Genomic DNA, 22,710 nt, shown 5'->3' on the forward strand with positions numbered 1-22,710 from the left:
CGTCGACGGAACCGGGTGTGGGCCGAGCCGCGTCCCGGCGATGCCGCCCGGCGTGCCGGTGGCGTCCGCCGGACCTGCCGACGGACGCCACCGGGACACCTCACCGACAGCACGTCATCCGACGCGCCGCCCGTTCACCACTTGCCGGGCGCGTAGTCCTTGAGGAAGACGCCGTACAGGTCCTCGCCCAGCTCGCCGCGCACGATCGGGTCGTAGACGCGGGCCGCGCCGTCGACCAGGTCGAGCGGGGCGTGGAAGCCCTCGTCGGCCAGCCGGAGCTTGTCGTAGTGCGGGCGCTCGTCGGTGATCCAGCCGGTGTCGACCGAGGTCATCAGGATGCCGTCGCTCTGGAACATCTCCTGGGCGCTGGTGCGCGTCACCATGTTCATCGCGGCCTTCGCCGCGTTCGTGTTCGGGTGGCCCGCGCCCTTGTAGCCGCGGCCGAACACGCCCTCCATCGCCGAGACGTTGACGATGTAGGAGCGCCCGGCGGACGCCTTGCGCGCGGCCTCGGCCATCTGCGGGCGCAGGGCGCTGATCAGGATGAACGGCGCCGTGTAGTTGCACAGCTGGGTCTCCAGCAGCTCCACCGGGGAGATCTGCTCGATGGTCTGCACCCAGGTGTTGCTGTCGACGACGTCCGGCAGCAGGCCGCCCGCGTCGATGGCGGTGCCGTCACGGTGCCGAACCACACTGGCGTTGCCGGCGACCAGGGCGAGGTCGGCGACCTTCTGCGCGTCCAGTCCGGACACCCCGGCGGGCAGCGCGGTCAGTCCGTCGACGGCACCGGAGTTGAAGGCGCCGATGATGTGGCGGGCGGGCAGCTCACCGGCCGGCAGCGGGGCGCTCTCGCTCTCGACGAGCGCGGCGTAGGCGGAGGGCAGCCGCCGTACGGTCTGGGTCGCGTTGTTGATCAGGATGTCGAGCGGCCCCTGCTCCGCGATCCGCTCGGCGAGGGACACGGCCTGTGCGGGGTCCCGCAGGTCGATGCCGACGACCTCCAGGCGGTGGATCCAGTCCGCCGAGTCGTCCATGGCCTTGAAGCGGCGGACCGCGTCGTGCGGGAAGCGGGTGGTGATGGTGGTGTGGGCACCGTCACGCAGCAGGCGCAGCGCGATGTACATGCCGATCTTGGCGCGGCCGCCGGTGAGCAGGGCGCGCTTGCCGGTGAGGTCGGCGCGGGCGTCGCGGCGGGAGCGGTTCAGGGCGGCGCAGTCCTGACAGAGCTGGTGGTAGAAGTAGTCGACCTCGACGTAGCGGGTCTTGCACGTGTAGCAGGAGCGCGGACGCTGGAGTATCCCGGCGATCCGGCCCTCCTCCGTCACCGACGACGGGAGGATGCCCTCGGTCTCGTCGTCGATGCGCTGGGCGGAGCCGGTCGCGGTGGACTCGGTGACCTGCTTGTCGTGGGCCGTCTTGGCGGCGCGGCGGTCCTGACGGCGGCGCTGCTTCACGGTCCGGTAGACGCCCGCGGTGGCGCGGCGCACGGCGATGGCGTCGGGGTGGTCGACGTCGATCTTGTCGAGCTCGTCGAGCACGCTGAGGCAGACGGCCAGCCGCTCGGGGTCGATACCGGGACCGAACGCGACGTCGGCCATCTCTGTCGTGTCCACGGCGGGGGTCGCCCTGCCGTCGTCTGTCACCGTCATCGCTGCTGCCGTTCCTCGGGTTGTGCGCCGCGTTCGAACCGCGCTCGCTTTCGAAGGCGGAATTTTACGGACCAATCGGCGCGGCACCAAACCCGTGGTGATCATGGCGTGCAGGCGGTGATCAGTGCGCGCACCTCCTCGGTGAGCGAACGGGCCAGCAGATCGAGGTCCGGGACGGCCTCCGCGTCGGCGACCAGGCCGTAGTGGACGCTCCCCCGGTAGGTCGAGACGGCCACGGCGAGGGCCTGGCCGCGGGCCAGCGGGGCGAAGGGGTAGACCTCCGTGAGCGGGCAGCCCCCGAGCTTGAGGCCGAGGCTGGGCAGCGGAACGCTGGTGACGAGGATGTCGAAGAGCAGCCGGGCGGCCTGGCCGACGACCGGGCCGCCGAGCCGGTGCCCGAGGGGCGGCACGTGATCGGCGAGCAGCGCGACCGCGCCGGCGCCCCGGTTCGGCCCGGCGTCCTTGTTCCGGTCCATCTCCGTCCGCACGGCGCGCAGCCGGCCGAGCGGGTCGGGATCGTCGACAGGAAGCCGTATCAGGTAGCCGGAGAGCCGGTTCCCCTGCGGCTGAGCGGTGCGCGGGCGGCGCCGGGAGACGGGGATGAGGGCGCGCGGGGCGACCCCCTCACTCCCGTCGCCGCGTTCGTCGAGCCACCGGCGCAGGGCGCCCGCGACCACGGCGATCAGGACGTCGTTGACGGTGCCGCCGACGGTCTTGCGGACCCGGTGGACGTCGTCGAGGTCGATCACGACGCCGGCGGTGCGCCGGGTGCCCGTGGGCGCCGAGGTGAGGGCGGGCGAGGACTGGGCGGCGAGGGTGGCGCGGGCGACGGAGGCGCCGATGTCGAGGGCCCGGCCCACGTCGGAGAGGGTGCCGCGAAGGAGGTCGGGCAGTCGGCGCACGTCCGGGAAGAGTCCGCGGGGCGGCTCGGCGGGGCGGGGGCGGGGCTCCGGAAGGTCCATCGGGTCCATGATGGCCGCGGCGAGCATGAGGGCCCTGAGCCCGTCGGCGAGTGCGTGGTGGAACTTGAAGAGCACCGCGAAGGAGACTCCGTCCTCCCCGGGCAGCACGTGCGCCTCCCACGGCGGGCGTCCGCGCTCCAGCGGGCGCTCCATCAGCCGGCCGGCCTCGGCCTGGAAGTCGGCGGTCGGCGCGTGCAGCAGGACGTGGTCGAGCGGTTCGAAGTCGGCTGCGGGCTCGCGGGTCGCACTGCCGAAGGCCAGCGGGGCCAACGGCTGCCACACGTCGCGGATGCGCATGCGCAGCCCGGGCACGGCGGCAGCGCGGGCGGCCAGCAGGTCCGCCGCGTGGGCGCCGGCCGCCGGCGAGTGCGCGGCGAAGACGCCGAGGGCGCCCAGGTGCATGGGATGCCGGGCGGACTCGATGTTCCAGAAGGCCAGGTCGAGTGGTGCGAGCAAATCGGAAGTCAAAGGCTTGCTCTCGCGTCGACGACGGGTGAACCTGCAGTCAAACCCGGACCAGTGATTACGGTCAAGTACGATCAAGCTACGCACAGTTAACACCAGATTAAGTCCCGCCCCTCGCGGGAGGGGCGGGACTCGGTCGCATCAGGACATGCCGGGCGTCACTTCAGGACCGGGGGCGCGGCCGAGGCCGACGTTCCCCACCCGGACGGCTCGGAGCCGACCGTGAATCCGAGGGAACGGATGCTCCTCAGCTTGTCGGTCGTCAGATACGTACGGCCGTACGACGAACCGTCGACGCGGGCCCCCTGGATGTAGCGGTCGGTGTCCGAGGTGCCCGGCGCCGTGACGGTGAGGGCGCCGTGCGGGTAGTAGTGCCGGTCGAGGGTGAGGTCGACCCGGTCGAAGACGGGCGTGGACAGACCCCACGTGTCGAAACCGGGCTGCACCGGGAAGATCCCGATCGAGGACAGCACGTTCCAGGCGGACATCGTGCCGAGGTCGTCGTTGCCGGTCATCCCGGTCGGCGCGTCCGTGAACAGGGTCAGCGCCGCGTGCACGACATCGGTCGTCTTCCACGGCTGCCCGGTGGACAGGTAGGTGTACGGGGCGATGAGGTCGGGCTCGTTCTGCGGGTTGTACTTGTCCGCGTTGTAGTAGGCGTACGGACCGTTGACCCAGACCTCGCGGGCGGTCTTCGCCGGGTCCTTCAGGAGCTGGTCGTAGGCGAAGAACGAGTCGAGACGGTCGTTGGCCGCCTGCTTGCCGCCGATCAGATCCACCATGCCCGGCAGGTCCTGCGGCACGAGCCACTGGTACTGCCAGGAGGTGCCCTCGTGGAAGCCCTCACTCTGGGCGGGGTCGGCGGGTCCGGTGAAGGCGCCCGCGGCGTCCCGGGCGCGGAAGAAGCCTGTCGAGGGGTCGTGGATCGTGCGGTAGTTCTGGGCCCGCGCGAGGTAGCGTGCGGCGTCCTGGTCGTGGCCCAGATCGCGCGCCATCTCGCCGAGCATGGCGTCGGACAGGGCGTACTCCAGCGTGGCCGAGGCGCCGTGGTCGTAGTCCGAGTCGCCGGGCTTCGCGTGCGGGCGGCCCTTGACGTACGGGGCGAAGCCGTTCGCGATGTACTCCCGGTTGGCCTCGCGGCCCAGCGCCGGGGAGCCGGCGGGCGGCACGCCGTCCGCGTTCTTCTTCAGCGCCCGGTAGGCCCGGTCCTCGTAGCCCTTGAGCAGGCCCTGCTGGTAGGCGTTGGTGAGGAACGGGGTGACCGGGTCGCCGGTCATGATGTTCGTCTCGGCCGTGCCGTAGCCCCACTTGGGCAGCCAGCCGCTCTCCTCGTCGATCCTGATGACGGAGATCGCCATGTCACGCGCCTCGCGCGGCGCGAGCAGCGACAACAGCTGCGACTGGGTGCGGTAGGTGTCCCACAGCGACCAGTTCTGGTAGTACGTGAAGCCCTTCGCGCGGTGGACCTTCTGGTCCCAGCCGGTGTAGCGGCCGTCCGCGTCGCTGCCGACGTTCGGCGCGAGGAAGGAACGGTAGAGCGACGAGTAGAACGTGCGGCGCAGGGTCTGCGTGCCGCCCTTCACCCGTACGTCGTCCAGCCGGTCCTCCCAGGCACGGCGGGCCGCGCCGCGGACCGCGTCGAAGGAACGGCCCCCTTCCGCGCGGAGGTTGACCGCCGCGCCGGAGGCGTCCACGTAGGAGAGCGCCGTGGTCGCCTCGACGGTGCGGTCCTCGGTGGTGTCGAAGCGCACGAAGGCACCGGTGCGCCCGGTGGTGCCCGACGTCTTCTCGGAGCCCTGCGTGACGGTGTCGCCGTTCCAGGTGCCCGAGGTGGTGAACGGCCGGTCGAACCGGGTGACCGTGTACACCGTGTACGGCTTCGTGCCCTGACAGAAGCCGCTGCCGGTGATCGCCGTCCGTACGGTCCGGTTGTCGAGGATCTCGACCTTGGTGGAGACGGTCTTGTGCAGCGACTGGCCGGCGTTCAGCAGCACGTTGGCCTTGTCGGTGGCCGGGAACGTGTAGCGCTGCACGCCGGTGCGCTCGGTGGCGGTCAGCTCGGCCTCGATGCCGCTCTTCAGGCCGACCTTGTAGGAGCCGGGGCTCGCCGACTCGGTGTCGTGGCTGAACTCGGCCGCGTACTGCCCGTAGTCCGTCCGGGTGACGTCCCCGGTCGTGGGGAGCACGGGCAGGTCGCCGCCGAGCCCGCAGCCGACGCCTGACAGGTGGACGAGCGAGAAGCCGCGGATGTGGTTCTGCGAGTGGTCGTAGCCGGTGTTGTGCCCGGTGTCCGGCGAGAACTGCACCATGCCGAAGGGCACGGCGGCGCCGGGGTAGGTGTTGCCCTCGTTCTCCGTTCCGATGAACGGGTTGACCAGATCGGTGAGTTGGCCGTCGCGCGGCTCGGCGGCCTGTGCGGTGGGCAGGGCGAGCAGCGCGGACGCTGTCACCAGCCCGGCCGTGCACAGGCGCAGGCGCCGGGTCCATCTCATGCGGGAGACCTCCGGTGGGGTGGGCGACATCGTTGTCGTTGTCTTCTTGCATGGTCGGGGCGGGGGGCCGGCTTTCCCGGCAACCGGCGGGGATCCCCCGGGACGCGTCGCGCCCGGACGGGATGACATCGTTGTCAGTGGTACACGACGTTGTCATCCACAGCAGTTGGCATGACAGCACGCGATTCCGCGCCCTGTCCAGGGACATGACAAGACGTGCACAGAACGGCCCCGGGCACCCGGCTCGGTGAGCCGGGTGCCCGGGGCCGTTCGTCCTCGCGCGGCGGCCGGGGTCCCGGGCCGCCGCCACCGGGGCGGTCAGGGCTTGCCCTACGGCACGCGCTGGCCCTTGCCCAGCGCGATCACCCCGCCCTTGGAGACCGTGTAGAGGTCGGCGTCCCGCTCGGGGTTGACGCCGATCGTCGCGCCCGGCGGCACCTCGACGTTCTTGTCGAGCACGGCGCCGCGGACCACCGCGCCGCGCCCGATCTTCACGTTGTCGTGCAGGATCGAGCCCTGCACCACCGCCCCCGGGTCGACGAGCACGCCCGGCGAGAGCACCGACCGGGTCACCTGACCGCGGATCAGGGAGCCCGCGCTGATGATGGACTCGCTGGCGATGCCCCCGGCGTTGAAGCGGGCCGGCGACAGCTGGCCGGAGCTGGTGTAGATGGGCCAGTTGCGGTTGAACAGGTTGAAGGCGGGCCGCTCGGCGATCAGGTCCATGTGGGCGTCGTAGTAGGCGTCGAGCGTCCCGACGTCACGCCAGTAGCCCTGGTCGCGGGTGGTCTCGCCGGGCACGTGGTTGTCGCTGAAGTCGTACAGCTGCGCCTCGCCCCGCTCGGTGAGCGCGGGGAGGATCGAACCGCCCATGTCGTGCACGGAGTTCTCGTCCTCGGCGTCCCGCTGGAGCGCCTCGATGAGGGCCTTCGTGGTGAAGATGTAGTTGCCCATCGACGCGAAGACGCACTCGGGGGCGTCCGCGAGGCCCGGCGGGTCGGCTGGCTTCTCCAGGAACCCCCGCACGGTCTGGCCGTCCGAACCGGGGCTGATCACCCCGAAGGACGACGACTCGGAGCGGGGCACCCGTATGCCGGCCACCGTCACCCCCGCGCCGCCCTCGATGTGCTGCGCGAGCATCTGCCGGGGGTCCATCCGGTAGACGTGGTCGGCGCCGAACACCGCGACGTACTCGGGCTGTTCGTCGTGGATGAGGTTGAGCGACTGGAGGATCGCGTCCGCGCTGCCCAGGTACCAGCGGGGGCCGAGGCGCTGCTGCGCGGGGACCGGTGTCACGTAGTTGCCGAGCAGGCTCGACATCCGCCAGGTGGTGGTGATGTGCCGGTCCAGCGAGTGCGACTTGTACTGCGTGAGGACGCAGATGCGCAGGATGTCGGCGTTGACGAGATTGGAGAGTACGAAGTCCACGAGGCGGTACGTACCGCCGAAGGTCACCGCTGGTTTCGCCCGGTCCGCCGTGAGCGGCATCAGCCGCTTGCCCTCACCGCCCGCCAGTACGATTCCCAGCACCGAAGGTCCACCGCGCCGCATGCCGCCGCCCCTCTAAGCCCGGTCCGGCCGTCCCGGATGGAGGGATCCGGCCGTTGTGGTTCCGAAAATTGCGCCTGCCTGACCACTACCCCGGTTTGAGGACTTCCTCGTACAACTGGACGGTCCTTCGGGCGACGGCGTCCCAGCCGAACTCCTCGACCGCGCGCCGCCGTCCGGCCTCGCCCATGCGGCGAGCCGTCCCGGGATCGGCGATCACGGAGTCCAGGGCTGCCGTGAGGCCCGCCTCGAAGTCGTCGTCCAGGGGCACCAGGAGACCCGTCTCGCCGTCCTCGACGGCCTCGGGGATGCCGCCGACGCGCGAGGCCACCACGGCCGTTCCGCAGGCCATCGCCTCCAGGTTGACGATGCCGAGCGGCTCGTACACCGAGGGGCAGGCGAACACGGCCGCGTGGGTGAGGAGTTGGATCACGTCCGGCCGGGGCAGCATCTGCGGGATCCAGTGCACGCCGTCCCGCACAGCACTGAGCTCCTCGTACAGCTCACGGAACTCCCGGTCGATCTCCGGGGTGTCGGGGGCGCCCGCGCAGAGCACCACCTGGGCGGACGGGTCGATGTCCCGTACCGCGCGCAGGAGATGGGGCACGCCCTTCTGCCGGGTGATCCGGCCGACGAACAGGACGTACGGGCGGGCGGTGTCCAGGCCGATGCGCTCCAGCACGTCGGTGCCGTGGTCGGGGCGGTAGAGGGAGGTGTCGATGCCGTTGTGCACCACGCGCACCCGGTCCGGATCCAGGTCCGGGTAGCAGCCGAGGATGTCGTCCCGCATGGCTCCGGAGACCGCGATCACGGCGTCCGCGGCCTCGATGGCGGTGCGTTCGGCCCAGCTCGACAGGGCGTAGCCGCCGCCGAGTTGCTCGGCCTTCCAGGGCCGCAGCGGTTCGAGGCTGTGGGCGGTCATGACGTGCGGAATGCCGTGCAGGAGTTTGCCGAAGTGGCCCGCGAGGTTGGCGTACCAGGTGTGCGAGTGGACGAGTTCGCGGCCTTCGAGGGAGGCGGCGATGGAGAGGTCCACGGAGAAGGTGCGCAGCGCGTCGTTGGCGCCGTCGAGCGTGGGCCACGGCCGGTGGCGGACCACCCCGCCGGCACCGCCCTCGCCCCAGCAGTGCACGTCGAGGTCCGTGAGGGCGCGCAACTCCCGCGCCAGGAACTCGACATGGACGCCGGCACCGCCGTACACGTCCGGCGGGTACTCCCGGGTCAGCAGGCCCACGCGCACACAGAACCCCTGTCGTAGTCGGCAGATGCCCTTCATGGTCACTCAGTTGACGCCGATGCGGAAGAGCGTGCGGGAAGTGGTTCCGCCGGCTTCGGGCGGGCGGGGTGCGCGGGGCGGTTCGGATCCGTCAGCTCCGGCCGGGCGCGGGCCGTGGCGGGCGGTCGAAGCAGCAGTCGCCGCACACGCCGCCGCCGGGCACCCGGTAGTAGAGGCAACAGCTGCGGCGGCGCAGCGTCCGCGGGTCGAGCGTGCCGGCGAGATCCGGGTGCGCGAGGAGAGCGGCGGCCAGTGTCCGGGCCCGCTCCCCCGCCTCCGGCCGTCCGTGGCCGCGTGCCCAGCGGTCGAGCTGGCGCACGGTTCCGGCCAGCGCGGAGCCGGCGTTGCCCCACAGCAGGCCCGGGGAGACGCGGTACCGGTCGCGCAGGGCCGCGCTCAACGGGACGAGATGCCCGGCGCGCACGACCTCGTCGAGTTCGCTCACCGGCCGGGCGCGGACCTCGGTCAGCCACAGGTCGTCCGGGGCGCCGGCGTCCGGGTCCCAGCGGAGCAGTTCCGGGTCGAGGTCGGGCACCTGCCCGTGGACCACGGCGGACCCCAGCGCGATCGACCAGAGGCGGGCCGCGAGGCCCTGTTGCGCCACCGACGCCGCGACGCGGGCCTCCGGCGCTCCGATGCTCTTCGCGACTTTCTCGACGCGGAAAGTCATCGGATCTCCGTAAACCTCCCCGGGGCCGTCGGCTCGCGGTCGCGCGTACGCCCGCGCGAGGGTCGGCAGGGGGCCGCGCGGGGGTACCCCGGTGCGTAGTACGAAGAAACCGCCGAGTGCGCCGAGCGCCGTCAGCTGGGGGTCGAGGTCCACGAAGACCAGTAGTACCAAGCCCCCTAGGGGGTACCACCAGTGGATCGCTCCGTGGTGTCGCCCACCCTGGGGAGGACGAGGCCCGATCTGTACTCCATCGGCAGTAGGACCCGATGGAGCCTCAGGGACGACGACGAGAACTAAAACGCGAGGCATCGTTGTTTCCATGGAAGCCGACCGTTCGTCGCGCCGGGTCGAAAGCCCGCGCCGTACGCAGAGGAGGGACTCATGAGTGCCCTCGCTCTGTCCGTGGTGCTCTCGTTCGTCTCGGCCGTCGCGTACGCGGGCGGCGCCATCATCCAGGAGCAGGTCGCGCTGACCTCTCCCGGCCAGGCCTACGCCCCGGTGCGCCGTCCCGGCTGGTGGGCCGCCGTGGCGCTGACCGGCGTGGGGGGACTGCTGCACGTGGTCGCCCTCGCCTTCGGCCCCCTGTCTCTCGTCCAGCCGCTCGGCGCGCTGACGATCGTCTTCGCCCTCCCGATGGCGGCCCTGTTCGTCGGCCGCAGGGCCGGAGCCGCCGCCTGGCGTGGCGCGATCATGGCCACGGTGGGTCTCGCGGGACTGCTCGCTCTGGTCGGCGCATCCGACGCGAACTCCCTGAACAGTGCCCAGCGTCTGGCGCTGGGCGTGGTGGCGGGCGGCTCGGTCGCGGCGCTCATGGTGGCGGGGCGCGCGGCGCACCGGCACCCGGCCGTGCGGAGCATCCTGCTGGCGGTCGGCGCGGGCATCGCGTTCAGCATGTCGTCGGTGTTCACCAAGACCGTCGCCGTGGACTGGTCGCGGCACGTCTCGCTCGCGGACCTGTCGAGCCTCGCGGCGATCGGAGTCTTCGCGACCGCCGGCATGCTGCTCTCGCAGGCTTCCTACCGCGGCGCGGGCCTGGAGGCGCCGCTGGCCACGCTGACGGTGGTGAACCCCGTCGTGGCGGCCGCGGTCGGCATCACGATGTTCGGCGAAACCTTCCGCTACGGCACGACCGGCACGGCGCTCGCCCTGGGCTGCGGTGTGGTCGCGGCGGGCGGTCTGATCCTGCTCACGTCGGAGCGCATCAGCAGCGGCGCGGCACGCTCGGTGAGCGGCTCGGCGGAAGCGGTGCCGGAGACGGACGCCCGGCCGCGGGAGGACGTCGCGAGCCCGGCCGACGAGCCGGCGCCCGCCGCCCTGTCGGGTCCGCCGGCGCCCGCCGCCCTGTCGGGTCCGCCGGCGCCCGCGGCTGCCGGTCCTGTCGGCCCGCTGGTCCCCTCGGACCTGGGCGCTCTCACGTCACTCACGGCCTCGGAGGCGCACGTTCGGGAACTGCTGGCGGGGCTCCAGGAGCAGCCCGGCGACGAGGCGGTGTACCTCTCGGCGCCGCACAGCGCCGACGGGATCGTGCCGGTGCCGACGGCCCGGCCCACCGGCGGGACCGTGCTCGTGCCGGAGGCGCAGCCCGGCGGCGGGACGGTGCTGGTTCCGGCGCCGGTGAAGGCGCCCGGCCCCGAGGCCGACGCCGCCGTGCGGGAACCGGCGGCCAGGGACGAGTTGCCGTACCTGACCGCCATGCTCGGGGTGCCCTACGTGCCGATGCCGTTCGTGAACCACCGCCGCACCCGCGTCAAATCCTGACGCCGCCCGCCCGGAGGTACGCCACCGGGTCGATGTCCGAACCGAAGCCGGGCCCCGTCCGCACCTCGAAGTGCAGATGCGGGCCCGTGCTGTTGCCCGTGGATCCGGAGCGGCCGATGCGCTGGCCGGCCACCACGCTCTGGCCCGCCTTCACGGAGATCGCCGAGAGGTGGCCGTACTGCGTGTAGCGGCCGTCGGCGTGCCGGATCACCACCTGGTAGCCGAACGAGCCGCCCCAGCCCGCGGTGACCACGTGACCGGCGGCCACCGCCGCGACCGACGTGCCGGTCGCGACCGGGAAGTCGACGCCCGTGTGGTAACCCTTCGACCAGGACGACCCGGCGGCGCGGTACTGCGTGCCGGTCGCCGCCTGCACCGGGGCCACCAGCGAGTGGGACTTCCGGGTGGTCGTCGTGTGTGTGGACGCCTTGTCGGCGGGGGTCTTCTTCGCGGGCGCCTCGGCGGCCTTCTTCTTCGCCGGCGCCGGAGCGGTGTGCGGGTGCGCGGGAGCGGGCGCTGTGCCGTGCAGGGCGAGCCGCTGGCCCGGCAGGATCAGGTCCGGGTCGGAGCCGACGGTCGTACGGTTCGCCGCGTAGAGCCCCTGCCAGCCGCCCTGGACGTGCCGCGAGCCGGCGATGCCGGACAGCGTGTCGCCGTGCACCACGGTGTACATCTCGGCGGTGCCGGCCTGCGACTGCGGTGTGTTCTGCGGTTTGACGTCCCGCACGGAGCGCTGCGGCGCCTGCTTCGAGCGCTGCGCGGTCTGCGGGGTGCTCCGCGGTGTGGTCGCCGCGGGGTGGACGTCGGGGGTGCCACCGCCCCTGGTCAGTCCGCCGCGCACCGAGCACACCGGCCAGGCGCCGGGTCCCTGCCCCTTGAGCACCTTCTCGGCGATGGCTATCTGCTGGTCCTTGGAGGCCTGGTCGGCACGGTGGGCGTAGGCCGTCCCGCCGTACGCCGCCCAGGTGGACTGGCTGAACTGCAGCCCGCCGTAGTAGCCGTTGCCGGTGTTGATGCTCCAGTTCCCGCCGGACTCGCAGGCGGCGACCTTGTTCCAGGTGCCGACATCGGCCGCGTGCGCGATTCCGGTTCCGACGAGCGGGAGCGCGATCCCCGCGCCGCCCACCGTGACGGTGAGTGAGGCACGGTTGATCCTGCTCGGCTGATACCGGCGGTGCCGACCGCGTACGGCCATGAGGGAGCCCCCCTAGACATGCGTCAGGAGCGGCAAAAGTAAGCGTTGGGAACAGGACAGGACAAGACGGCAATCGGTCGCTCCCGAACGGCGGTTGACAGGCCGGGAGAGCACAGGTCGCCTCTTCCGGCCCTGCACGCCGGGTGACCGTCCCGGATCCCGTAAGGAAGGGGACTCGCCGCCGTCCTCGGCCGGTGGAGGTCGGATGCCCCGGTCGGACGAGGGGCCGGGGACGAGGTCACGGGCATGGGATCCGCGATCCGGGGGAGGCGTTCCGGTGCGTGCGCGTCCCGTGCGACGGGTGGCCGGGGGCTCGGGGCCTGGCCGAAACCCGCCCTCCCGGTGGCACCCGGTTCTTCCGCGTGCCTCTGCGTGGACTCCGCCGACGCGTCAGGATGGCTCTGGGGCACCACCAACGAGCGGGACGGACGGCGAGGACGCACACGACCGACACGGGGACCTGTCGACACAGGACCCACCGATACCGGGACCTGTCGACTCCACCCCTTCTTCCCGGCCCACCCAGCGGAATTCTTAGGAGCCAAACCGTATGAGCACTTCAGCCCAGATCGGCGTCACGGGTCTCGCGGTCATGGGGCGCAACCTCGCCCGCAACTTCGCGCGCAACGGGTACGCCGTCGCCGTGCACAACCGCACCGCCGCCAAGACGAACGCACTGGTGGAGGAGTTCGGCGACGAGGGCACCTTCGTCCCGGCCGAGACGGCGAAGGAGTTCGTGGAGGCGCTGGAGCGGCCCCGACGTCTGGTGATCATGGTCAAGGCGGGCGAGCCGACGGACGCGGTGATCCAGGAGTTCGCGCCGCTGCTGGAGCCCGGCGACATGATCATCGACGGTGGTAACGCCCACTTCGCGGACACCCGGCGCCGCGAGCACGCGCTGCGCGAGCAGGGCATCCACTTCGTGGGCACGGGGGTCTCCGGCGGTGAGGAGGGCGCGCTGCACGGGCCGAGCATCATGCCGGGCGGCTCGACCGAGTCGTACGCCTCGCTCGGCCCGATGCTGGAGAAGATCTCCGCCAAGGCCGACGACGGTTCGCCGTGTGTCACGCACCTGGGCCCCGACGGCGCCGGGCACTTCGTGAAGATGGTCCACAACGGCATCGAGTACGCCGACATGCAGCTCATCGGCGAGGCCTACCAGCTGCTCCGTGACGTCGCCGGGTACTCCCCCGCGCAGATCGCCGACATCTTCCGCACCTGGAACACCGGCCGGCTCGACTCCTACCTGATCGAGATCACCGCGGAGGTGCTCTCGCACGTGGACGCGGCGACGGGCAAGCCGTTCGTCGACGTGGTCCAGGACCGGGCCGAGCAGAAGGGCACGGGACGCTGGACCGTGCAGATCGCGCTGGACCTGGGTGTGCCGGTCTCGGGCATCGCCGAGGCGGTCTTCGCCCGCTCGCTGTCCGGGCACGCCGACCTCCGTGAGGCCTCGCGGGGCCTCGCGGGGCCGAAGGCGCGGCAGCTCGGCGAGGCGGAGGCGGCGGCCTTCGCGGACCGGGTGGAGCAGGCGCTGTACGCGTCGAAGATCGTCTCGTACACGCAGGGCTTCCACGAGATCACCGCGGGCAGCGACGAGTACGACTGGGACATCGACCTCGGTGCCGTGGCCTCCATCTGGCGCGGCGGCTGCATCATCCGGGCGGCCTTCCTGGACCGTATCCGCGCCGCCTACGACGCCCGTCCCGACCTGCCGAGCCTGCTGTCGGACGACACGTTCGCCCAGGAGATCGCCGCGGCCCAGGACGACTGGCGCGAGGTCGTCGTCGCGGCCACCCGCCAGGGCGTCCCCACGCCCGGCTTCTCCGCGGCCCTCGCCTACTACGACGCCCTGCGCGCCGAGCGTCTGCCCGCGGCCCTCACCCAGGGCCAGCGCGACTTCTTCGGGGCGCACACGTACCGCAGGACGGACCGGGAGGGCTCGTTCCACACCCTGTGGGGCGGGGACCGGTCGGAGGTCGACGCGTAACCGGACCCGGGCGAACGGCACACGCCGGAACGGCCGAAGCCGCCACACCCCAGCGGGGGTTGTGGCGGCTTCGGCCGTGCTTCAGGGGCAGCGGCCCCAGGTACGGGGCCCGCGCTCGGCGGGCCCCTCGCTCCTCAGGACAGCGGTCCGGGCTGTGGCTGGGGCTCCGGAACGGGGTCCGGACCCGGCGGCTTGGGGACCGGCGACGGGGAGGGTACGGGCTCGGGGCCGCCGGGGCCGGGAGTCGGGTCGGGCCTCGGGGGCCCGGGCGTGGGGTCGGGGCCACCGGGGTCCGGCACCGGGTCCGGGAAGGGTGACGGGCCCGGCGGCTCGGGGCTCGGCCCGGGGGTGGGCCCCGGCGGTACGGGGGCGGGATACGGCTGCGTCATGGCGGTCCTCCAGCCATTCGGTACGTCGGCCCTGGACTGTTCCCCGCGTACCCAGCAGCCGACCATGCACTCACCCCGTCGCGCGAGGATGCGGTCCAGGTGGGGCAACGGAGCGTGCGGGGGTTACCCGCGGGGGCGGGCTGCAATGTGCACGCGGCCGAAGCCGGCCGAGCCGGCCAGGCCCCGCCGCCCACGGCGCATCAGGGTCCGCCGGCGGGCCTCGGTCACCGGGGCCGACGCCTGGCCGGCCGTCGATCGCCGACCGAGGTGTGGAGCGCCGCGGGCCGGCCTACTGGTCGGCTCACCGGCCGGGCCGGTTGACGGTCGAACACCGGTCGAGACAGCGGAGGACCGGGCCCCACGCCTCCCTGTCTCCGGTGGGACGGGTCGCCCGCACGTCCGGGATCCGGGCGGAGGCCGCGCGAAGAGAGCCGGTGGACGGCCGGGTCACGCCGCGGAAGGCCGTCACACGGCGCGGCCACCGAACGAGAACCGAACGAGAGGTGCTGCCGGCGCCGCTGCAGCACCGGGGCACGGCGCTGGCCACTGCCCGTCCTCGGCGGCTCGGGGCGCACCCCGGGCCGCGGGTCGCCGGTCTACCCGGGCTGCGGCTGACGCTCGGCGGTGGAGGCCGCCGCCGCCAGGCCGGGCCGGGGGCTCGACAGCACCGGGATCGTGGTGCTGGTCAGGTCCTGTGCCGGAGTCATGGACGCCTGGGCGAGGACGATCGCGTCGGCTTCGGTGACGGCGTCGGCGGCCTCGGCCACCGCGCGGGCGCAGCCGTCCGTGTCACCCGCCTCGAACAGGTCCCACGCGCCGTCGACGAGAACCGTGCGGACCTCGACGGGCCGTCCGGCGCGGCGGGCCTCCCCCTCGACGAGGGCGACCGTCGGTTCCAGGGTGCTCGCCACGGTCGCGAGGACGACGACCCGCGGACCGGCGGCCACCGCCGCGGCGGCCATGGGCCGGTCCACGCGCAGCACGGGCACCCCGGCGTCGGCCCCCTCGGCGATGGCGCCGATGGTCGAACAGGTGCAGAGCACGGCCCGCGCGCCGTCGGCGACGGCCGCGACGAGCAGGGTCCGGACGTCGTCGGCCACCGCGTCGGGCCCCTCGCGACGGGCTCGCGCCAGCAGTTCCTCGGCGACGAGGTGCCGCATGTCCAGGCCCGGGTGGTCCTCGTCGCGCAGGGCGTCGAAGACGGGGATGTGGGCGGGCGAGGTGTGCAGCAGGGCGAGGGGCCCGTACGACCCGGAAAGGGGCGCTCCGGACGACGCCGGGGGCGGCGCCCCGGACATCAGAAGCGTCCGGGGTGCGCCTTGAGCCACTCCAGCGCGGCCTTCCGCAGCGCGGGGTCGGCCGCCGGGGCCTCCTCGGGGTGACGCTCCGCCCACTTCACGACGTACGGGCAGAGCGGCGCGACCACCGTGCCCTCGCGCGCGGCGATGGCGTACAGCTCGCGGGCCAGGGAGCCGGCGATGCCGTGGCCCTCGTGCTCGGGTTCCACGATGGTGTGCACCGGGACGAGGGCGCGGGCGGGCTCCTCCAGCACGAAGTACTCGATGTGCCCGACCACCTCGTCACCGGCGAACGCCTCAAGACGTCCGGCCGGCCGGTCGTCACGGATCTCGATGTCGCTCACGGCCACTCCTCGGGTCCTCGGTTCCAGGTGCTGCGGCGCCACTCCGCCCCGTGACACGGACGCCGTGGTTCAGGCGGTGACGGCCTGAGGGCTGCGCTGCTGGTCCGAGCCCGGGACCGGCTCGGACGGATCGGCACCGAGGGAGACGATCCGGTTGTCGCGGTCCACATGCACGACCCGCGGCCGCAGCGCCCGCGCCTCGGCGTCATCGACCTGAGCGTAACTGATGATGATCACCAGATCATCGGGCCGCACGAGATGGGCGGCGGCGCCGTTGATCCCGATGACCCCGGACCCGCGCTCCCCCTCGATGACGTACGTCTCCAGGCGGGCGCCGTTGGTGATGTCGACGATGTGGACGAGCTCACCGGGCAGCAGATCGGCGGCGTCGAGCAGATCGGCATCGATCGTCACGGACCCGACGTAGTGCAGGTCGGCCTGGGTGACGGTGGCACGGTGGATCTTGGACTTGAACATGGTGCGCAGCATGCGTTGCTCCGAAGGTCGGCTCCCTGCCTGCGTGCGCAGGTCAAGGGCGCTTTTCACTCTACAACGGGTGGCTTCGGACCGACTCGCGGTCTGCCGTTCAGGCACTACACCCGGCCCAGGGCCGGAATCCCGGCTTCACGTCCTCGTAGAGCGAACCCTCGCTGGTCCTCCGCGATGCGCCGGCACTGCCCCCGGCCGCCCCGACTACCCCTCGGGCAACGGCGCCACGACCCGCAGCGCCCCCGGCACCACGTCCAGCGTGAACCGCTCCCCCGGTGTCTCCAGTACGTCGCCGTCGTACTCGAAGACGAGGGGGTGGCCGTCCGTGCGTTCCACGACGATGCTCCGGCCGCGGGCGTAGACCACGCCCTCGCGGCCGACGTGGCCGCCGTCCCGGGAGAGGGCGGGGAGTTCGTGGAGCGGGAGGGCGGTGCCGACGACGCACACGTCGAGGAGGCCGTCGTCCATGACGGAGTCCGGGAGCAGCTTGAACCGGCCGCCGCGATGCCGGCCGCCGCCGACGTTCGCGAAGACGGTCGGGCCCTCCTGCACCACCTCGCCGTCGACCAGGACCCGGCCCGGGTACGGGGTGAAGGCCCGTAGAGAGGCGGCGACCGCCTTCTCGTACCGTTCGCGGCCGGCGTCGGTGATGTCGCGGGCCGTGATGAGGGACTGGGCGACCACGCCGGTGGAGGCGCCGAGCAGGGCCGACGCCCCGTTCTCCGCGACGCGCGCCAGGTCGATCGCGCGGAAGTACGGTTCTGTCACGGCGAGTTCGAGAGCTTCGCGCCAGGGACGGTCGGCCCAGATCTCGCGGTAGAAGGAGTTGCCGGTTCCGGTGGGGAGGATCAGCAGGGCGGGCACCCGGGCGGCCTGCTGGGGTGAGGAGTTCCCGGTGTTCGCCAGGCCCGCGGCCACGTCGTGCGCCGTGCCGTCGCCGCCGAGCGCGACCACGATGTCGGGTCCGCCGGGTGCCAGCGCCTCGGCGGCCAACTTGCGGGCGTGGCCCGGTTGTTCGGTGACGGCGAGGGTGACGGTGTGGCCGGCGTCGGCGAACCGGCGGCGTACCGTCTCGGCCGTCGCGGGCAGGTACGTACCCGATACGGGGTTGGCGATCACCAGGACCGATGCGAACGGGGCGCTCATGACGACGGGCACTCCAAGCCGGGTGGACAGCACGGCGGCGCCGCCGGAGTCCGGCGGCGCCGCTCGGGAACACGCTGCGGAGAGGGCAGGATTCGAACCTGCGCGGGCCGAAACCCGAACCAAGTTGCCTCGGTACCCCGTTGGGCCGCTTCGGGTACCTCTCCTCGCTCCGGTCGGCGGGCTCTCGTCCGCTCCCCGGTGCACCGCAGACATTTCCGCATCCGCCTGACATTCACCTGAGACGGGCGCCTCAGGCCGCTCGCAGAACGGCGCCCTTGGATCGGCGACGTGGTGGACAACGCGCGGGAGCGCGCCCCGGCGGGACGCGCTCCGTTCCGTTCCGGACGGTCTCCCGGTTCAGTCGAGGTCCGGGTCACCGAGGCCGCGGTGGGCCAGTTCCAGGATGGACGCGGTGACCTCTTCGAGGTCGATGGGTTCGTCGCGGCTGATCAGGTCGTCGAGGAGGCCGTCCGCCGCGTGGAAGACCAGGCGGCAGGCGAGGCCGGTGTCGCGGGCACGGAAGGCTCCGACCAGCGAGCCGCGGGCGACGAAGTCGCACATCAGGTCCACCACGCGCTGGTTGGAGGCGTGGCAGAGCTCCAGGGCCTTGGCGTTCGCGGAGCGGTAGACGATGCGGTGCAGGTCGGCGTTGTGGACGGCGTGCTCGACCATGGTGCGGATCAGACGGTCCAGGCTCGGCCACCAGGCGCCGCCCTCGTCGAGCATCGCGCGAGTGTCGCGCAGGAAGCCGTCGACGTACTCCTCCCACATCGCTCCGAGCAGGTGGTCCTTGGAGTCGAAGTAGAGGTAGAAGGTGCCCTTGGCCACCTCTCCCGCCTCGGCCAGCTCGGCGACCGTGGCGGCCGCGAAGCCCTTTTCCTGGAAGACCTCGGAGGCGCCCCTGATGAGCGCCGAGCGGCGGTCGTCGGGGCTCATGGTCCGCCGCTTGCGGCGCGCGGGCTTCCCGGGGTGGGCCTCTGCTGCCGTCGCCATGGGCTCGCCTCCTGTCAGGGGGTCCTCCGCCAGGTCCGCGAGGATCGCCTCCAATCTACCTTCCCGCACTGACTGACCGTCGGCCAGTTGACTGACTGACCGTCGGTCATTAGCCTCGAAGAGTCCTGCCGCACAGCCGGGACCAGCCCCGCACCGTCCTCGAGACCCGTCCCCCAAACCTTGATACGAGGGAACCGCGATGAGCGACACCACTGCCCCGGGCCAGCGGAAGGGGCTTTTGCTCGCCTTCCTCTGCTTCGGCGTGTTCATGGTCTATCTCGACGCCACGATCGTGAACGTGGCGCTGCCCGACATCCAGGAAGACCTGTCCACGGACATCACCCAGCTCCAGTGGATCATCGACGCGTACACGTTGACCTTCGCGTGTCTGCTGCTGACGTCCGGCACCCTGGGCGACATCCTCGGCCGCAAGAAGATCTTCCTCGCGGGCCTGATCGGCTTCACCCTCAGCTCCGTGGTCTGCGCGCTGTCCGACTCGATCGGGGTGCTGCTCGTCGGCCGCACGCTCCAGGGGGTCTGCGGCTCCATCATGATCCCGGTCTCGCTCGCGCTGGTCTCCGCCGCGTACACCGCCCCCGCCGACCGCGCCAAGGCGATCGGCATCTGGGCCGGCGTCGGCGGCATCGCGCTGTCGACCGGTCCCGTGCTCGGCGGAGTGCTCGTCGACCACTACGGCTGGCAGTGCATCTTCTGGGTCAACGCGCCGGTCGGGGTCATCGCCACCGTCGTCCTCGCCAAACTGCTCACCGAGAACCGCTCCCCCCGGAAGCGGCAGCTCGACCTCGTCGGACAGCTGCTGTTCATCACGACGATCGCGTCGCTGGCGTACGGGCTGATCGAGGGCAACAGCGAGGGCTGGACGTCCGGGATCATCCTCGGGTCGTTCGCCGGGTCGGTCGTGACGCTGCTGCTCTTCGTGCTGTGGGAGCTGCGGCACCCCGACCCCATGCTGCCGATGAGCTTCTTCCGCAGCCCGATCGTGGTCGTCGCGGGCATCGTCAACTTCCTCAGCCTGTTCGGCCTGTTCGCGGCGATCTTCCTGCTCACGCTCTATCTGCAGAGCATCAACCAGCTCAGCTCCATCGAGACCGGGGTACGGTTCCTCGCGCTGACGGTGCCGATCATGATCGCCTCGTTCGCCGCCAGCATCGTGGCCGCGAAAGTCGGGCCGCGGCTGCCGATCGCCATCGGTTCCGCGCTGTCGGCGGGCGGTCTCCTCGGGCTCACGCTCCTGGAGGTCGGTTCCGGATTCGGCAGCTACTGGTGGTCGCTGGCCCTCCTCGGCGTGGGCGTCTCGTTCACCGGCGCGCCCGCCACCGTCGCGCTCCTCGGGTCCGTACCGCCGGAGCAGGCCGGTACCGCCTCCGGCGTCTCCAACACCTTCCGCCAGGTCGGCACCGTCTTCGGTGTCGCTCTCGCCGGCGCCCTGCTCCTGCGACACCTGCGGGACGGGATGCCCGACGCGCTGGCCAAGACCGACGTGCCCGCCCAGGCGCAGGCCAAGGCCGTCGACCTGCTCGGCGACGGCGACCTGTCCCGTGTCGCCGCCCTCCCGCCTCAGATCCGGGGCACGGTGATGGAGGCGGTCAGCCCCGTCTACGTGGAAGGCATGCACATCGCCATGGAGATCGCCGGGGCCGGCGCCCTGGTCGGCGGGCTGTTCGCGCTGATCTTCCTCAAGGGCAGGCAGCCGGCCGTCCGGGCCGGGTCCGCCGCGGTGGACGACCGCGGGCAGGACGGCCTCCCGGTCGAGCCCGCCGGACAGCGCTCCTGATGCCCGGATCCGGTACGACTCCCGTGGGGCGGGACGCTTCAGGCGCCCCGCCCCACGGGCCGGGCCCGGCGAAGGACGCCCGAGTCCGGCCGGAGTCCCGGTCGCCCGGCGGTGACAGCATCATCCGCCGACTCGCCATCTGGGGCAGTCGACTCGACCTCGGCGACGCACCCGACCGGGTCGTCGCGCACCTCAAGAGCCAGATCCTCAGCCAACTCGGGGCCGCCCGCGCCGGGTACGGGCACCCGCTCGGCAGGCGCATCAGCCAGGCGTACGGCAGCCCGCTCCAGCGCGACCCGAAGCATGCCGTGCACTCGCTCTCCATGGCGACCGTCTGCCTGGACTTCGACGACACCGCCTACGCGGGCCACTTGTCGCACTCCACGGTCAACGTCCCGCTGATCTACGCGAGTCCGCTCCGCCTCGACGGGCGACAGCTGTTGACCTCGGTACTCGCGGCCAACGAGACCGCCGCCCGCATCACCGCCGCCGCGACCCTCGGGCCGTTCCGCGGCCAGACCGCCGGGCACACCCATCTCGCGGGGGCCGTCGCCGGGCGGCTGCGCGCGGAGAACGCCTCCGCCGACACCTGGGCCCACGCCCTGGGCATGGCGTTCTCGGTGCCGACGTGGAGCCTGTCGCGCGGGTTCTTCAGTACGGACGCGAAGCTGCTGGTGGCCGCCGTGCCGGTGCAGATCGGACTGAGCGCCTGCGACGGGGCCCGCTTCGGGCTCACCGGGCCCGAGGACGTACTCGAACACCCACAAGGGTTCCTGCACCGGTTCGCGGACATACCGCTCCCCGAAGAGGCACTGGCCGGACTCGGCAGCCTCTGGCACACGGAGACCTTCTCGTACAAGATCCACCCGGGCAGCGCCTACACCAGTGCCGCCGTCGACTGCGCGGTCGAACTGCACAGCGCCCTGGGCGGAGTTGACCATCGGGACATCACCGAGGTCGTCGTGGAGGGCTCGATCTTCACCGCCGGGCTCGACCGGATCGCCCGGCAGCACCCGATCGGCCCCGACTCCAGCGTGGCCGCCCTGAACTTCTCCCTCCCCTACAACGTCGCCACCGCGCTGCTCACCGGCTCCCTCCTCCCCTCCGACCTCGCGCACCCGGCGGTGGACCGCCCCGACCGCTGGGAACTCGCCGACCGCGTACACACCCGGCACGACCCGGCGTTCAGCCGGCACGCGCTGCTGGCCACCGCCCCGCTCGGCCAGGCGCTGCGCCGCGCGGGTGAGCGGGCCGAGGCCTGGGTACGGGCCATCGACGCCCGGGCCGCCGAGGCCCTGCCGCCCGCCTGGCTGGAACCGGAGACCGATTTCCGGTGGGCCACCAAGAACCTCGGTGCCCGTGTCACCGTCCGGCTGCGCGACGGCCGCGAGCTGAGCGTCGAGCGGCGCGGCGCGGTGGGTGCCGCGAGCGGCGCAGACGGCACCGACCACGCGGCGCTCGCGCGCGCCAAGTTCCTCGCGTGCGGCGGCGATCCGGAGGCCGCCGACCTGGTCGGCCGGCTCGAACACCTGAGTCCCGATGAGGTCGCGCGGCTGGTGGAACTGGCACTCGCCGGGCCCGACGACGACCCCGTCCCGGGCCCGCCCACAGACACCCATGTCACCGGCGATGTCACCCACGACGTCCGGGACTTTCGAAAGGACTCAGCAATGGAGACCGCCGTTCTGGAGGAGGCCTACGCGGGCCTGATCGCCGCCGCCACCGCCGCGCCCCTCGGCCACCAGGCGTCCGCGCCGCGGCCCGACGAGCGCGACGCCGACTGGACCCTCGCCCATATCGCCCTGAGCGACCGGCTGTTGGCCTCGACCGCCCGACAGGTGCTGGCGGGAGACCCCGCCGGACTCGACAACGGGCCCGCCATGGACCCGAAGGCCGTCGAGGAACTGACATCCTCGGTCGATCGCGACGTCCTGGTCGAACTCGTCCGCCGCAACGCCGCCGAGTTCATCGGCCTACTCGCCCAGACGCCAGAGAATCAGCGGGCGACGCCGGTCATCGTGCGGCTCGTCGGCGACAAGGGCGAGGAACTGTTCAGCGGGGCCGTGCCGTGGGGCGAGATCGTGCGCCTGCGCGCCGAGGACCACATCCCCGCGCACACGGGCCGGCTCCGGCGCATGGCGCGGGCGCCACAGGAGTCGTGAGAAGAGGGCGCGTCCGGCGCCCGCGCAGGTATCACCGCGGCCCGCCCCGCTCAGGGGGAGAGCGTGGGCCGTCGACCCAGGGGGGATGT

General features: G+C 72.3%; 16 protein-coding genes and 1 tRNA gene. 4 read left to right on the forward strand and 13 right to left on the reverse strand.

Features of this window, described 5'->3' with window-relative positions:
- Positions 1 to 134: 134 nt before the first annotated feature.
- The 6 genes from ABZT74_RS31765 to ABZT74_RS31790 form a co-directional block, all read right to left on the reverse strand.
- Positions 135 to 1,649, reverse strand: coding sequence for an SDR family NAD(P)-dependent oxidoreductase (locus ABZT74_RS31765; RefSeq protein WP_356164406.1), 1,515 nt, complete (start codon positions 1,647 to 1,649; stop codon positions 135 to 137).
- A gap of 101 nt (positions 1,650 to 1,750) precedes the next feature.
- Positions 1,751 to 3,079, reverse strand: coding sequence for a wax ester/triacylglycerol synthase family O-acyltransferase (locus ABZT74_RS31770; RefSeq protein ID WP_356164407.1), 1,329 nt, complete (start codon positions 3,077 to 3,079; stop codon positions 1,751 to 1,753).
- Between the two features lie 155 nt (positions 3,080 to 3,234).
- Positions 3,235 to 5,568: a GH92 family glycosyl hydrolase gene (locus ABZT74_RS31775; protein ID WP_356440612.1), complete on the reverse strand. Its 2,334-nt coding sequence runs from the start codon at positions 5,566 to 5,568 to the stop codon at positions 3,235 to 3,237.
- 330 nt (positions 5,569 to 5,898) lie between these two features.
- On the reverse strand, positions 5,899 to 7,119 hold the full coding sequence (gene glgC / locus ABZT74_RS31780; RefSeq protein WP_355863907.1) for a glucose-1-phosphate adenylyltransferase: 1,221 nt from the start codon (positions 7,117 to 7,119) through the stop codon (positions 5,899 to 5,901).
- A gap of 85 nt (positions 7,120 to 7,204) precedes the next feature.
- A complete protein-coding gene (glgA, locus tag ABZT74_RS31785) occupies positions 7,205 to 8,356 on the reverse strand; it encodes a glycogen synthase (RefSeq protein WP_356440676.1) in 1,152 nt (383 codons plus the stop codon).
- Between the two features lie 127 nt (positions 8,357 to 8,483).
- Complete coding sequence (locus ABZT74_RS31790; protein ID WP_356440615.1) at positions 8,484 to 9,233, reverse strand: (2Fe-2S)-binding protein; 750 nt, start codon at positions 9,231 to 9,233, stop codon at positions 8,484 to 8,486.
- A 210-nt stretch (positions 9,234 to 9,443) separates the two neighbouring features.
- Between ABZT74_RS31790 and ABZT74_RS31795 the strand changes: the two genes are divergently transcribed.
- Positions 9,444 to 10,820, forward strand: a complete 1,377-nt coding sequence (locus ABZT74_RS31795; protein ID WP_356440618.1) for a DMT family transporter — start codon at positions 9,444 to 9,446, stop codon at positions 10,818 to 10,820.
- Here ABZT74_RS31795 and ABZT74_RS31800 read toward each other — a convergent pair.
- Positions 10,810 to 12,015 (reverse strand): transglycosylase family protein, encoded by a 1,206-nt coding sequence (locus ABZT74_RS31800; RefSeq protein WP_356440621.1) that lies wholly within the window; start codon positions 12,013 to 12,015, stop codon positions 10,810 to 10,812. The two genes, ABZT74_RS31795 and ABZT74_RS31800, sit on opposite strands and share 11 nt — an antisense overlap.
- A 550-nt stretch (positions 12,016 to 12,565) precedes the next feature.
- On the opposite strand from ABZT74_RS31800, the gene gndA reads away from it, so the two are divergent.
- The gene (gndA, locus tag ABZT74_RS31805; RefSeq protein WP_356164417.1) at positions 12,566 to 14,005 is read left to right on the forward strand and encodes an NADP-dependent phosphogluconate dehydrogenase; all 1,440 of its coding nucleotides are present in this window, start codon (positions 12,566 to 12,568) and stop codon (positions 14,003 to 14,005) included.
- Between the two features lie 985 nt (positions 14,006 to 14,990).
- Here the strand turns inward: gndA and ABZT74_RS31810 are convergent.
- The 6 genes from ABZT74_RS31810 to ABZT74_RS31835 all read right to left on the reverse strand — a co-directional run bounded on the left by ABZT74_RS31810 (position 14,991) and on the right by ABZT74_RS31835 (position 18,664).
- Positions 14,991 to 15,692 (reverse strand): aspartate/glutamate racemase family protein, encoded by a 702-nt coding sequence (locus tag ABZT74_RS31810; RefSeq protein ID WP_356440624.1) that lies wholly within the window; start codon positions 15,690 to 15,692, stop codon positions 14,991 to 14,993.
- On the reverse strand, positions 15,692 to 16,036 hold the full coding sequence (locus ABZT74_RS31815; RefSeq protein WP_356164421.1) for a GNAT family N-acetyltransferase: 345 nt from the start codon (positions 16,034 to 16,036) through the stop codon (positions 15,692 to 15,694). Before ABZT74_RS31815 ends, ABZT74_RS31810 begins: the two co-directional genes overlap by 1 nt.
- 69 nt (positions 16,037 to 16,105) lie before the next feature.
- The gene (gene panD, locus ABZT74_RS31820; RefSeq protein WP_356440627.1) at positions 16,106 to 16,525 is read right to left on the reverse strand and encodes an aspartate 1-decarboxylase; all 420 of its coding nucleotides are present in this window, start codon (positions 16,523 to 16,525) and stop codon (positions 16,106 to 16,108) included.
- Between the two features lie 204 nt (positions 16,526 to 16,729).
- Positions 16,730 to 17,671, reverse strand: coding sequence for a diacylglycerol kinase family protein (locus ABZT74_RS31825; RefSeq protein WP_356440630.1), 942 nt, complete (start codon positions 17,669 to 17,671; stop codon positions 16,730 to 16,732).
- Positions 17,672 to 17,748: 77 nt separating this feature from the next.
- A tRNA-Cys gene (locus tag ABZT74_RS31830) sits at positions 17,749 to 17,835 on the reverse strand.
- Positions 17,836 to 18,028: 193 nt separating this feature from the next.
- The gene (locus tag ABZT74_RS31835) at positions 18,029 to 18,664 is read right to left on the reverse strand and encodes a TetR/AcrR family transcriptional regulator (protein ID WP_356440633.1); all 636 of its coding nucleotides are present in this window, start codon (positions 18,662 to 18,664) and stop codon (positions 18,029 to 18,031) included.
- 199 nt (positions 18,665 to 18,863) lie between these two features.
- On the opposite strand from ABZT74_RS31835, the gene ABZT74_RS31840 reads away from it, so the two are divergent.
- Together ABZT74_RS31840 and ABZT74_RS31845 are read left to right on the forward strand one after the other, a co-directional pair.
- Entirely contained in the window at positions 18,864 to 20,459 is a 1,596-nt protein-coding gene (locus ABZT74_RS31840) for a DHA2 family efflux MFS transporter permease subunit (RefSeq protein WP_356440635.1), read from the forward strand.
- On the forward strand, positions 20,459 to 22,621 hold the full coding sequence (locus tag ABZT74_RS31845) for an MmgE/PrpD family protein (RefSeq protein ID WP_356440638.1): 2,163 nt from the start codon (positions 20,459 to 20,461) through the stop codon (positions 22,619 to 22,621). The genes ABZT74_RS31840 and ABZT74_RS31845 overlap by 1 nt, the downstream gene beginning before the upstream one ends.
- Positions 22,622 to 22,710: the final 89 nt, after the last annotated feature.

Source organism: Streptomyces sp. NPDC005302 (genome assembly GCF_040607345.1).
Lineage (GTDB): Bacteria > Actinomycetota > Actinomycetes > Streptomycetales > Streptomycetaceae > Streptomyces.

Bases quoted from the DNA above. Each gene is read 5' to 3' on its own strand.
- ABZT74_RS31765 (WP_356164406.1), bottom strand. From the start codon at position 1,649: ATGACGGTGACAGACGACGGCAGGGCGACCCCCGCCGTGGACACGACA.
- ABZT74_RS31775 (WP_356440612.1), bottom strand. From the start codon at position 5,568: ATGAGATGGACCCGGCGCCTGCGCCTGTGCACGGCCGGGCTGGTGACA.
- glgC (WP_355863907.1), bottom strand. From the start codon at position 7,119: ATGCGGCGCGGTGGACCTTCGGTGCTGGGAATCGTACTGGCGGGCGGT.
- ABZT74_RS31795 (WP_356440618.1), top strand. From the start codon at position 9,444: ATGAGTGCCCTCGCTCTGTCCGTGGTGCTCTCGTTCGTCTCGGCCGTC.
- ABZT74_RS31800 (WP_356440621.1), bottom strand. From the start codon at position 12,015: ATGGCCGTACGCGGTCGGCACCGCCGGTATCAGCCGAGCAGGATCAAC.
- gndA (WP_356164417.1), top strand. From the start codon at position 12,566: ATGAGCACTTCAGCCCAGATCGGCGTCACGGGTCTCGCGGTCATGGGG.
- ABZT74_RS31810 (WP_356440624.1), bottom strand. From the start codon at position 15,692: ATGTCCGGGGCGCCGCCCCCGGCGTCGTCCGGAGCGCCCCTTTCCGGG.
- panD (WP_356440627.1), bottom strand. From the start codon at position 16,525: ATGCTGCGCACCATGTTCAAGTCCAAGATCCACCGTGCCACCGTCACC.
- ABZT74_RS31825 (WP_356440630.1), bottom strand. From the start codon at position 17,671: ATGAGCGCCCCGTTCGCATCGGTCCTGGTGATCGCCAACCCCGTATCG.
- ABZT74_RS31835 (WP_356440633.1), bottom strand. From the start codon at position 18,664: ATGGCGACGGCAGCAGAGGCCCACCCCGGGAAGCCCGCGCGCCGCAAG.
- ABZT74_RS31840 (WP_356440635.1), top strand. From the start codon at position 18,864: ATGAGCGACACCACTGCCCCGGGCCAGCGGAAGGGGCTTTTGCTCGCC.
- ABZT74_RS31845 (WP_356440638.1), top strand. From the start codon at position 20,459: ATGCCCGGATCCGGTACGACTCCCGTGGGGCGGGACGCTTCAGGCGCC.